The sequence below is a fragment of the Burkholderia sp. S171 genome, from assembly GCF_009766085.1.
Taxonomy (GTDB): Bacteria; Pseudomonadota; Gammaproteobacteria; order Burkholderiales; family Burkholderiaceae; genus Caballeronia.
Genome location: NZ_LMUF01000062.1, coordinates 22993 through 34080, shown reverse-complemented (window position 1 = coordinate 34080; position 11088 = coordinate 22993). Strand labels below are relative to the sequence as shown.

At 58.5% G+C, this 11088-nt stretch carries 9 protein-coding genes; 7 read left to right on the top strand and 2 right to left on the bottom strand.

The features are described from left to right. Window positions 1-11 precede the first annotated feature (11 nt). From GSQ93_RS34475 to GSQ93_RS34465, 3 genes are all read left to right on the top strand, one after another. Window positions 12-1196 carry a mandelate racemase/muconate lactonizing enzyme family protein gene (locus tag GSQ93_RS34475; RefSeq protein ID WP_158940408.1) on the top strand — a complete coding sequence of 395 codons (1185 nt, stop codon included), beginning with the start codon at window positions 12-14 and terminating at the stop codon, window positions 1194-1196. Window positions 1197-1285: 89 nt separating this feature from the next. After that, window positions 1286-2209 carry a 2-dehydro-3-deoxygalactonokinase gene (locus GSQ93_RS34470; protein WP_158940407.1) on the top strand — a complete coding sequence of 308 codons (924 nt, stop codon included), beginning with the start codon at window positions 1286-1288 and terminating at the stop codon, window positions 2207-2209. A gap of 137 nt (window positions 2210-2346) precedes the next feature. Beyond that, entirely contained in the window at window positions 2347-3744 is a 1398-nt protein-coding gene (locus GSQ93_RS34465; RefSeq protein ID WP_158940406.1) for an MFS transporter, read from the top strand. Window positions 3745-3964: 220 nt separating this feature from the next. On the opposite strand, the gene GSQ93_RS34460 is transcribed toward GSQ93_RS34465, so the two are convergent. Then, window positions 3965-5290, bottom strand: a complete 1326-nt coding sequence (locus GSQ93_RS34460; protein WP_158940405.1) for an MFS transporter — start codon at window positions 5288-5290, stop codon at window positions 3965-3967. 607 nt (window positions 5291-5897) lie between these two features. Here GSQ93_RS34460 and GSQ93_RS34455 point away from each other — a divergent pair. Both GSQ93_RS34455 and GSQ93_RS34450 read left to right on the top strand, forming a co-directional pair. Next, a complete protein-coding gene (locus GSQ93_RS34455; protein WP_158940404.1) occupies window positions 5898-6818 on the top strand; it encodes a LysR substrate-binding domain-containing protein in 921 nt (306 codons plus the stop codon). Between the two features lie 137 nt (window positions 6819-6955). Beyond that, window positions 6956-8506, top strand: a complete 1551-nt coding sequence (locus GSQ93_RS34450) for a DUF4387 family protein (RefSeq protein ID WP_158940403.1) — start codon at window positions 6956-6958, stop codon at window positions 8504-8506. A gap of 53 nt (window positions 8507-8559) precedes the next feature. Here GSQ93_RS34450 and GSQ93_RS34445 read toward each other — a convergent pair whose 3' ends face one another. Beyond that, the gene (locus tag GSQ93_RS34445; protein WP_158940402.1) at window positions 8560-9084 is read right to left on the bottom strand and encodes a DUF6622 family protein; all 525 of its coding nucleotides are present in this window, start codon (window positions 9082-9084) and stop codon (window positions 8560-8562) included. A gap of 274 nt (window positions 9085-9358) precedes the next feature. Between GSQ93_RS34445 and GSQ93_RS34440 the strand changes: the two genes are divergently transcribed. Both GSQ93_RS34440 and GSQ93_RS34435 read left to right on the top strand, forming a co-directional pair. Further along, window positions 9359-10384, top strand: a complete 1026-nt coding sequence (locus tag GSQ93_RS34440; RefSeq protein WP_158940401.1) for a fatty acid desaturase — start codon at window positions 9359-9361, stop codon at window positions 10382-10384. 184 nt (window positions 10385-10568) lie between these two features. Continuing rightward, on the top strand, window positions 10569-11072 hold the full coding sequence (locus tag GSQ93_RS34435; protein ID WP_158940400.1) for a cupin domain-containing protein: 504 nt from the start codon (window positions 10569-10571) through the stop codon (window positions 11070-11072). Window positions 11073-11088 lie beyond the last annotated feature (16 nt).

Here is an 11088-nt window from a genome sequence, read left to right as displayed (position 1 = left end):
ACTCGTTCCATATGACTATCTCACCCAGAATAGCGTCGGTCGAAACCTTCATCGTTTCGATTCCCCGCGATGAGCCTTACCTCGGCGGCCTCGGTCAGGACGAGCAGGTCAACAGCCGCGGCTACCTTATCCGCAGGGGCAATAGAACGATCTATCCGGCAACTGACATGTCAGTGCTCATCAAGCTTACCGCAGACGACGGCACGGTCGGCTGGGGTGAAACCTATGGGATCGTGGCGCCCGAGGCCGTGACAGCAATCATCGACGACGTGCTCGGGCCGGCCGTCCTTGGACGCGATCCGAGAGACGCTGTCGTGATCCAGGAAGACCTGTACGACATGATGCGGGTGCGCGGCTTTTTTGGTGGCTTCTATGTAGATTCCATTGCTGGCGTGGACATTGCGATCTGGGATCTGTTCGGGAAGCTGGTCGGACAGCCGGTGGTCAAGCTCATCGGGGGGCAGCGTCGGACGTCAATTCCGGCGTATGTTTCAGGCCTTCCGGGCCGCTCACTCGACGAGCGCGTAGCGCTGGCGCATTCGTTCGTGGCCAAGGGATTCACCGCGTTCAAGTATCACGCGGCCGTGTCCTTCGACGGAATCGTCGACGAGATGCGCGCACTCCGCGAAGGACTAGGGGAAAGCATGCACCTCATGGTCGATTTGCACTGGAAATTCACGGCCCAGGAAGCGATCCAACTCGTCGACCAACTGACGCCATATCGTCCCTACTTTGTCGAAGCGCCGTGTCAGCCGGAGGACATCGAAGGCCAGGCGCACGTTGGTTCGCATATCCGTGTACCGCTCGCGCTCGGCGAGGAATGGCGCACGGTTTATGAATATCGCACGCGGCTGGAAAAACGCGCAATGTCGATTATTCAGCCTGAAATGGGGCATATCGGGATCAGCCAGTTCATGCAGATCGCGCGGATGGCCAATGCGTTCCACATGAAGGTGATTCCACACGCGAGCATTGGCATCGGAATCTTCCAGGCGGCGAGCCTGCATGCAACCGCCGCACTTCCCAATGCACCGATGCACGAATACCAGCATTCGGTTTTCGATCGCAACCTGCAATACGTGCAGACGACCATGCGTTGCGTCGATGGGGCGTTCCAGTTGCCCGAGGGGCCTGGACTGGGTATCGAGCCAAGTGAGAAGGTGTGGCAGCACATTCGAAAGAAGCCTGCTGCATAGAAACAGAATGGGCGCAGCGCGATTTCGTTGTTTCGCGCTGCGCCGAAAATATTTCAATTATACCAACGCATTAATAAGGATCCCATATTATGAACCCATCATTCATCAGCCTCGACTGGGGAACGTCGAGTTTGCGTGCCACACTGGTGTCGGCAGAGGGCAGAATCATCGAGGCGAGAAATGCCGCGGGCGGTGTCATGTCGGTGAAGGACCGGCAGTTCGAGGCGTCACTGCATGCAATCTGCAGCGACTGGATCGATCAATTCGGCTGTCCGATCGTGGCGAGCGGCATGATCGGCAGTCGTCAAGGCTGGGTGGAAGCGCCTTACCTGGACTGTCCTGCGACGCCAGCCGCCGCCGCGCGCGCGTTCACGACGCTATCAATCTCGAACAAGGTCGAGATGCACATCATTCCCGGATTGCGATGCGGCTCGGCAGCGTCGATGTACGACGTCATGCGTGGAGAAGAAACGCAGATTTGGGGCGCTGATGTGGAGCCCGGCAGCTTGTGCGTTTTACCCGGTACGCACAGCAAATGGGCCTTCGTCGGCGAGCAGTCGATGATCACCCGGTTCGCGACCTATATGACCGGGGAGTTGTACGGCTTGCTCACCAAGCACGGCATTCTCGGTAGATTGATGGAGTTTGATGTCAAGGATAACGAGGCCTTTGCGCGCGGTGCAACGCTTGGCTTGAATCATCCGTCGCATGCCACGCACGTGCTCTTTGCCGCGCGTACTGCGGGTCTCATGGGTGAAGAGCATCCGGCTGCATTGCCTGACTACCTGTCAGGAATTCTGATCGGTCTGGAAGTTGCCAGTGCATTGATCACGGAGAACGTGGATGGCGAACGACCCATTGTCTTGATCGGAGACGACGATTTATGCTGTCGCTACGAGGTTGCTCTGCAGCTTGCAGGCTTGCAGTCGGTTCGCGCGCGAGACGCCGCCACCATTCAGGGTCATGTTCGGGTTGCCAGGGAGGCTGGCATCGTGGTGTGTGAGTCAGCCTGAAAACCCCAACTCGGTACCGTAACGTTGTTGGCATGCTGCAGCGAGCGCGGCGACAATTGCGGTGAACGGCCTCGGGTTTCCCGGAGACGGAAACATTTCGGTTTCCTGTCACGCTGCGCAATTTCCGGATTTTTCATATGAACGTCGATCCCACACGCGTCTTCGATCGCCCCATCGAAAGGAGCCTGATTGCGCAACTGCGCAAGTTTGCGGCGCGGCGCATTCGCTACGAAGTGATCGGGCTGATATTTGTCGTCATGACGATCAATCTTGCAGATCGCGCGGCGATGTCGATTGCGGCCACACCCATGTCTGCCGAGTTGCATTTGAATCACCTTCAGTTGGGCTGGATTTTCTCGTCCTTCGCGTGGGCCTACACGGTCTTCCAGTTGGCCGGGGGCTGGGCGCTGGATCGGTTCGGGGCCAAACGCACTTATACGGGGGCCGTCTTCCTGTGGTCGTTTTGCGTCGCGGGTGTAGGTTTTGCACCCCTCTTCGGCCAGCACGCGGCGAGCGCACTGATTTTCGCGTTGATCTTCATGGTCGGCATGGCCGCGGCGCCTTGCTATCCCGCCAACGCCAAGATCGTGGCTGCCTGGTTCCCGGCAGCCGAGCGCGGGACGGCATCGGCGATCTTCAACGCCACGCAGTACTTCGCGGCCGCAGCTTTCACGCCCGCGCTCGCTCTGCTTGCTGCCAACTTCGGATGGCGCTCGGTCTTCTTTGCGATGGGCGCCATCGGCATTGCCGCAGGCGTGCTATTTGCACTCAGGCTGAAAGGGCCGCTGGATCACCCTCGGCTCACTGCAGAGGAACGCGAGTTCATCGAAGCGGGGGGTGGAACGCTGGATATGGCCGGCAAAAGCAGGGACAGCGGTCCGGCCGCAATGCAGGGCATGCCGGCGCGGCGACAGATCAGCTTCGACACGTTTCGCCGCCTGCTGCAAAACCGCGTGCTGCTGGGAATTTCCTTGGCACAGTACTGCATTAGTACCCTGAGCTTCTTTTTCATCATGTGGTTTCCTGTCTATCTAGTGCAGGAAAGGCATATCTCTTTGCTGCATGCCGGGATACTGGCGTCTGTTCCGGCCATTTGCGGATTTTCGGGTGGAATCCTGGGTGGAATGCTTTCGGACCTGCTGCTTCGACGGGGCCGGACACTGACAGTCGCCCGCAAGGTGCCCATCTACGTGGGCATGCTGATGGCTTCCACCATCATGGCGTGCAATTACGTGAGCGCGGACTGGCTCGTCGTTACGATCATGGCACTGGCATTCTTCGGCAAGGGCTTCGGCGCGCTCGGATGGGCGGTCATCGCCGATACGTCGCCGGTGAATGCGTCAGGTCTGACTGCGTCGGTGTTCAATACCTTCAGCAGCCTCTCGGGTATCACCACGCCCATCGCCATCGGTTACCTGGTCCACACAACGCACTCATTCAACGGTGCGCTCGTATTCGTCGGCGCTCACGCTCTGCTAGCAATCGCCAGTTACGCGTTGGTCGTTGGCACGATCAGTCGCATTGATCCAATTTAAGGTGCGCGTTGGGGCTCTGGTGTAAATAACCGGTTCGGCCGAGATACTTCGTATAGGTATAGATACAAAATACGAAGGATGCTTAATTAAGATTCCGTTGAGTTTGGAAGCCGGAAGCCGAAGATTGGTCATAGTGGCGATGGCGCAAGTCAGACGAGTTTCGTCACATCTGCGTCGTGCGGTCTCACTGACGATAACTCGACAATGCAGTTGTCTCCCATCAAACACTCGACAACTCATCTGCACCGCGGCTTCGATACACGTCCGAAAGCCGCGACCCGGAAGTCTCTGGCATGCGCAACACAGAAACCAGCGAGATAGCTGCAGCAGCCATGAGCAGATAGGCGGGCGAAAGCGCATTGGCGTCAAGATGCATGAACCACAGTGCCGTCAGCGGCGTCAGCCCGCCCAGCACGCCAAAACCGACGTTATAGGCGAGCGACACAGTCGTGCATCGCAAGTTTCCTGGCAGCATTTCCGCCATGTACGTCGGCGCGACGCCGATGAAGCAACCGATCAATGCCGCCAGCACACATTGACCCGCGACCGCGAGCATCGGATCAGGATGATGCATCAGCCAAAAGAGCGGCAGCCCGAGGATGAGCAGACTTCCCGCTGCAGTCAGTAGAACCGGTCGCCTGCCGATCCTGTCAGAGAGCGCCGCGGCGAGCGGAAACGTTCCCATCTGGATGAAGACGGCCAATGTGTTGATGTCGAGCGCGGTGGATGCCGCCATATGCTCAGTTTGTCGAAGGTACGTCGTCACGAAGACGAAACACAGATAGAAACCTACCGAACCGACTGCGTTCATGGCGACGAGAAGCAGCATCGTGCGCCATTGTGTCCTCAATGATTCGCGCCACGGGGAACCTGCTCGCTTCGCGGGTACTTCGCTGTCAGGAAGCGTCCGTCTCAGATACAAGGCAACCCCGCTGATCACGATCCCGATCAGGAATGGAACGCGCCAGCCCCAGGTGTTGATCGCTTCAGCGCTCAACAGCGTTGTCAGCACCGCACCGAGTGCAGAACCGGCCAGCGTTCCGAGTGCCGCGCTCACCATCGCGGCGCTCCCGACCAGGCCGCGCCGCTTTTGACCTGCTTGCTCGACGAGAAACGTCACGGACGTGCCCATCTCTCCAGCGACGGCAAGCCCTTGGAGTAACCGCAACAGGACGAGCAAAATGGGCGCAAGCACACCGACTTGCGCATAGGTCGGCAGCAGACCCATCATGAATGTGGGGACGGCCATACAGACGACTGAGGTCCACAGCGCGACGCGACGCCCGAATTTGTCGCCGATATGGCCGAATACGAGCGCCCCAAACGGTCGCACGACGAAGCCGACCGCGAAAGCAGCAAACGACGCCAGCAACGACCCTAGATGACTTTGAGAGGGAAAGAACAAGCTGCCGATGGTGGCCGCAAAGAAACCATAAACGGTAAAGTCGTACCACTCCATTGCGTTGCCGATGGCGCCCGCGATGGCTGCCCGGAATGAGCGTCGCCCGGGCTGTGAGTCAAGCGTTGTGGTGGCAAGATCTGACATACAAAATCTCCTTGCGTGGCGTCAAGTCCGACGGGTTCGAACGTATGCGTCAATGAGACCGCTGACGAATCAGGCAAGGATAAGGACCCAAACTTAGCTGGAAGTTACGCATGATTTAAAACGCCGGCATTTTAGTGAACACCGACATGCTGAGTCCGGTCCTGATATCGGTATCCGGACTTTCCGTGGTTAATCCTGGTATTGCTACGTATCTGTCCTCCATAAAGCAGGCGCTCATCGCATTCGTGAACAATAAGGCAAGTGCTCGACATGCAACAACATATCACCAGGTTTCGAGTTGGATGTACCGGCTCATGCAGCGCGCACGAAGCCGCGCGTAGCCGAGCAGCTGAACCGGCCGGGTCGGGCATCGACCGCTTCCACGCTTTCCGATCTCCCCTCCAGCGTTAAATTGCGCGGATTGTGCGTCAAGCGGCAACGCAGTAGACTCATTGAGCGCCTACCGTCTCGCTTTTGTGCGGATCTGCGGCCCATAGCCGATGAGCACATTATCTGGCGCGAACCGGCGCGGTTTCCACGCCCGGCGGAACACCACGCGTCATGCGCGTATGCCTCTGTGTTGGACATTCCAGCGAGGTGTTGATACATGAAACTCCGACAGTTGCGTTATTTCGTGACAATCGTCGATGCCGGTAGTTTCTCGCGCGCGGCACAGGTCGCCCACGTAGCCCAACCTGCGTTGAGCCAGCAGATGGCCGATCTCGAAGATCGGCTCGGCGTCACGCTGTTGCAACGGAGCGCGCGAGGCGTGAACGCCACGGCTGCAGGCGAGCGGCTTTACGTGGAGGCGAGTGCGATCCTGCGGCGGGTCGAGCGCTTGCCCGATGTCGTTCGTGGACACGGCGAAGAAGTTGAGGGTAGCGTTTCCATCGGCATGGCGTTCCCCCTGGCGTCGCAGCTTGCAGGGCCAATCATGGCGGCATGCCGAACCGCGTTGCCAAAGGTGCGGCTTAAGCTTTCTTCAGCGGGCAGCATTCAACTGGCCGCACGCATTCGTGAACAGGCGCTCGACCTGGCTGTGCTCTTCGAAAGCGAGCCGTATGGCGGTTGTGTCAGTGTGCCGCTATTCGAGCGACGACTCTTTCTTCTGCGGCGTGCAAACGGCTCGCTTAGTCCTGGATCGATCAAATTCGAGGAACTCGCGGGCCTTCCACTCGTGCTGCCGCATCAGCCGAATATTGTGCGGCTTGTACTCGACCGTCTGTTCGTGGCAGCCGGAATTGAGCCGCATATCGCGGCCGAGGCCGACGTCAGTACCGACATGCTCGCCGCTGTGCAGGCCGGTGTCGGAGATACCATCTTGCCCCTTGGCGGCACGGACGAGTTGCCCGGCACTATTACCGCGCAAGCGATCGACCCCCCCATTTCGCTGACGGCCAGCATCGTTTCTTCAGCCGAGACGCCGCTTTCTGCCGCCGGGGAAGCCGTGCGCGACTTCATTGCCGGCTTTGTAAAACAGCACCTGTCCGAGCACCCGCCAGCCGGGATCGAACCGCCAGGGGGATGACCCGTCGCAAGCTATAAGTGTCGGCTTATACGGGCATCGCAAGACAGTATTAGTCCTGTTCTCAAAACGCGCGCAGACTCTCCCCCCGGCATCTCGAAGACGATATGGTGTCGTCCGATGCGAGTGGGGAAGTTGATATGGCGAAACTAATCTATCGGGTGGTCTCCGCGGGCGGCGCATTGGGCTGCGAATCTTCACTTGAATCGCTGAAAAAGGCGCTGGTTGGGCGTGTTGATGCGGTGATTTCCCCCGGGGGATCGACCGATGCCGGACCGTATTATCCCGGTAGTGGCGGCCAATACGTCGAGCGTCATGCTGTCAAGAACACGCTTCGCAACATGGTCGCTGCCGCAGAACGTATCGAAGGTCCGATGATTCTCGGTAACTGTGGGATCGCAGGCGGCGATCGCAATCTCGACTGGATGCTCGAGGTCGCCCGCGAAGTATTCGAAGAACTCGACGTGCACGATACAAAAGTAGCCGTGATTCAATCCGAACTCGATCCGGCGATTGTGATCGACGAACTGCGCGCCGGGTTATTGCGCCCGGTCGGCGTGGAACCCGCACTCGACGAAGCGTCGCTGCGCGACAGTACGATTGTCGGCCAGATGGGAATCCATCCGGTACTTTCTGCACTGAATAGCAATGCGAAGTATATTTTCACATGCCGTTCCGGTGACGTGGCGCTCTTTGCCGCCGGCATGCTCCGCCGCGGTATCGCGCCGGGGCTTGCGTATCACGTTGGGCACGTGCTCGCGGGCGGCGCGCTCGCATGCGATCCCGGCTCCTCATCCGACTTTCTCGTGGCGGAGCTCTACGACGACGGCAGCGCAGTTTTTATCTCCCCTGACGAGAGTCGCCGCTGTACGCCGGACTCCATCGCCGCGCATATGCTTCATGGGCAAGCTCATCCGCAGTTGCAGTTTTATCCTGAAGGCGTGCTCGCGATGGCCAGAACGGAGTACTTCGCTGTCGATACCCGCACGGCCGGCATTCGCAAGAGTCGCTTTTATCGCATCGGCAAGCCGTGGCCGTTGAGCATCAAGCTCGAGGGCGCGCGTCGCGTCGAGTCGGCAGCCGCGGGGGCGTTACCCGGCCCCGATACAATCGATACAACCGATGCGACCGATGCGACCAATGCGTATAAATGGACGCTCTATCATCTTCTTCAGAACGAGGATGTCATTCGCAACCGGATGTTTCCTATCCATTATTACCGTGCGAACGGCCGCGAATGGAACAAGACGGGCGAGGCGCGAGCGGACTATTTCGATGTAGGCGAACCGGCCGGCGCTCAGAATCTCGACGACAGGACGCTCTCGCTGATCGAGGACGTCCCGCCTGACCCACCGCTGGGAACACTACCGAGAAGCCGGCGTCTGGTCGACATTGCCCGTGTGATCCGAAGCAAGGACGCCGGCATCAACCGGCTGACATTCGACGTGCTGTTCGTCTCCAAGGACGCGTATGAAGCGGCGCTGCGCTCGAACTGCTTTTGCACACGCAATGTGGCGGATGCACTCGGCTTCGAGTTGACCTCGGTTGTGGGCACTTATTTCGTCGACAACTGCAACGCGATCAAGATCACCGTGGAGAAACCGGTCATATCGGCGTCGCCCAGTGAGCGTGATGGTTTCCGCACGCAAAAGCAATCCATGCTGGAGCGGATGATCATTCCGACGGATTAACGACGATCAACGATGGCCTGCAGCGCGCGGGTAACACGAGTGACACGACACACCTAAGCACTTTGCGAATTCGGCTGCGTCACCTGTCGCGCGGTCATCGCTCGCCAGTAGGTAATAAAGCGTCCGCCGAACATGCCTGCGACGACTCCGGACACCGCAGCGCCGATCAACACGACCATCTCGAGCGACGATGCATTGGTTAGCGTAGCCATTTCGAACCCGAGCCAGAATTTAGTGGCGAAGATGGCAAGCATCAGCAGTAACGGCACAGAGGAACCCGGCAGCATCACGGTATTGCGAATCGGATCGACTATGAAGCGAGTCCGGCTCGCGATGGCAATGCCGCCCGCAATGCCAACGATCGCGCCTATCATCCATGCAACGACTGCGAACCATCCCGCTAGTGGATTCGAAGCCAGATGCGCCATGCCCAGGCCCGCTACGATGAGCGGCGTGATGGCGAGCCTCGAGAGCGGCGCCGTGCCGCTATTGAGCGCCTTTAACCCACGAAATAACAGGACGACAAGTAGCACCCAGACCCAGATGGGCGCGCCGTGGATGATTGCTGCTGGTGACATGCTTGCCTCCTTCCGATCGGATTATATTTCGCGCCGCGATTAACGACCGCTCTATCGAACGACTTCATCGTACGGGCACGGAACTAGCAAAGAATGAGGGCGGGGATTTGGCTGAATCGACTCTGGGTGACTACACGCTTGCCCGCACAGACTGAATAATCCACGTGAATAATTAGCGTCGAATTATCTTCTCTCCAACTGAACTGGCCTCATTCATACCTCATATTCGCAGCCTAGATTGCGTCCGTGATCAACAGGCGGGCTTGAGAAGAGAATGGCCGAGTACTTAGACGAAGCGCATGCGTCGGAAATCGCATCGCTGCAAACAACGTTCACAGCGCGTACCGAATGGCCCACGTGGCTGTTGATCGTGCTGATTCATGGTGGCTGGCTCGCCGTCGCGTGGTGCGTGCAAACCGGGGTGCTATCGATAGTGGCCGCGACGCCGTTGCTCATCGTGGTGTGCGCATGGCACTTGTCGCTTCAGCACGAACTGCTTCACGGCCATCCGACGCGTTCCTCGCGCATCAACAAACTGCTCGGCAGTGTCCCGCTTGCGATCTGGTATCCGTACGCGATCTATCGCGACACTCACATCGCGCATCATCGCGATGACAGCCTTACCGAGCCGAACATTGATCCGGAGAGCAACTACGTGCTGCGCGAACAATGGATGAACGCAAAGGCATGGCAACGCGCCCTATGGCGTATGCGCAAGAGTTTCGTTGGCCGGTTGATTGTCGGTCCGCCGCTTGGTGTCGTGACATTGCTCGCGCAAGCGTTCAATGAATGGCGCCGCGGTGACAGTCGTTATGCGTCTACGTGGGTCATCCACGCGGCGCTCGTCACGGTGTTGCTTGCGTGGCTGCAGTTCTATGCGGGCATACCGTGGTGGTACTACTTGCTGGGGGTGACATGGCCTGCGCTTTCTCTGGCGATGATTCGATCGCTGTACGAGCATCGCGCGGCTCGCGATCCCAAGCACCGCACGGTCATCAACGAAGCAGGGCTGCTGATGCGGCTTCTGTATCTGAACAATAACTACCATCTCGTGCATCACGATCTGCCACATCTGCCTTGGTATCACTTGCCTCATGCGTATCGGATTCGGCGTGACGGTTATGCGGCACGCAATGGTGGCTTCTTGATCCAGGGCGGATATTGGGAACTGCTCAAGCGCTATTTCGTGCGTGAAACAGACTTCCCGGTGCATCCGCGACGTGTCGGTTTGATCGCAGAAGGTCGTCTTGTCCAGCAGGCCAAGCTGCTCGCGGTAGTGAACGTCCGAGGGCGCGAGTAGACCAATCTCGCCCGATGTGTCGACCATGCCGCAATCATTTTTGGCTAAGTCTGCGGGTTCATCCTGAGATCGGATGAAGGCCGGGACTTCTAAGGTTTCGACGCCCCATCGTTCGCCTGACGGCAATAACTGCAAGCGTGTGTGTGTCCATGCTCACGCTGCCCACCATTCATGAGGTAAACACATGCATACCGAACTTCTTTACACGGAGACAGCGGAAAACGACATTGTCATTCCCGCTATCGGGGTGAATCTTTTAGTGCGCATTGCTCCGGCCGCGACGCAAGGACGAGCGACCCTCATTGAGACAACGGACGCTCCGGGTTATGGGCCGCCCATGCACAGGCATGAGCGGGAGACCGAGGTCTTTCACATCGTGAAGGGGCGCTATCTTTTCGAAGTCGATGGAAAGCGAACCGTCGCGGAAGCAGGAATGACCGTCGTCGCAAAGGCAGGCAGCACGCACCGTTTCAGCAACATCGACGCCGAGCCTTCGCAGATGTTGATCCTGATCATGCCGGGGCTCGATGCGGCCGCGTTCTTTACCGAACTCGGAAACACCATGAAGAACGGCATTCCTGCTCCCGAGACATTGCAGAAATTCGGGGATAAATGGGGAGTCGAGTTTTTGGGACCCCCCTTGGCGCGGTCTGCAAGTGAAGCGTCAGACGTGCAGACAGGACGTTGAAACATCGCCTGCGGAT

Excerpts from the sequence above, each read along its gene's own strand:
- GSQ93_RS34475 (WP_158940408.1), top strand. The coding sequence starts at position 12 with ATGACTATCTCACCCAGAATAGCGTCGGTCGAAACCTTCATCGTTTCG.
- GSQ93_RS34470 (WP_158940407.1), top strand. The coding sequence starts at position 1,286 with ATGAACCCATCATTCATCAGCCTCGACTGGGGAACGTCGAGTTTGCGT.
- GSQ93_RS34465 (WP_158940406.1), top strand. The coding sequence starts at position 2,347 with ATGAACGTCGATCCCACACGCGTCTTCGATCGCCCCATCGAAAGGAGC.
- GSQ93_RS34460 (WP_158940405.1), bottom strand. The coding sequence starts at position 5,290 with ATGTCAGATCTTGCCACCACAACGCTTGACTCACAGCCCGGGCGACGC.
- GSQ93_RS34455 (WP_158940404.1), top strand. The coding sequence starts at position 5,898 with ATGAAACTCCGACAGTTGCGTTATTTCGTGACAATCGTCGATGCCGGT.
- GSQ93_RS34450 (WP_158940403.1), top strand. The coding sequence starts at position 6,956 with ATGGCGAAACTAATCTATCGGGTGGTCTCCGCGGGCGGCGCATTGGGC.
- GSQ93_RS34445 (WP_158940402.1), bottom strand. The coding sequence starts at position 9,084 with ATGTCACCAGCAGCAATCATCCACGGCGCGCCCATCTGGGTCTGGGTG.
- GSQ93_RS34440 (WP_158940401.1), top strand. The coding sequence starts at position 9,359 with ATGGCCGAGTACTTAGACGAAGCGCATGCGTCGGAAATCGCATCGCTG.
- GSQ93_RS34435 (WP_158940400.1), top strand. The coding sequence starts at position 10,569 with ATGCATACCGAACTTCTTTACACGGAGACAGCGGAAAACGACATTGTC.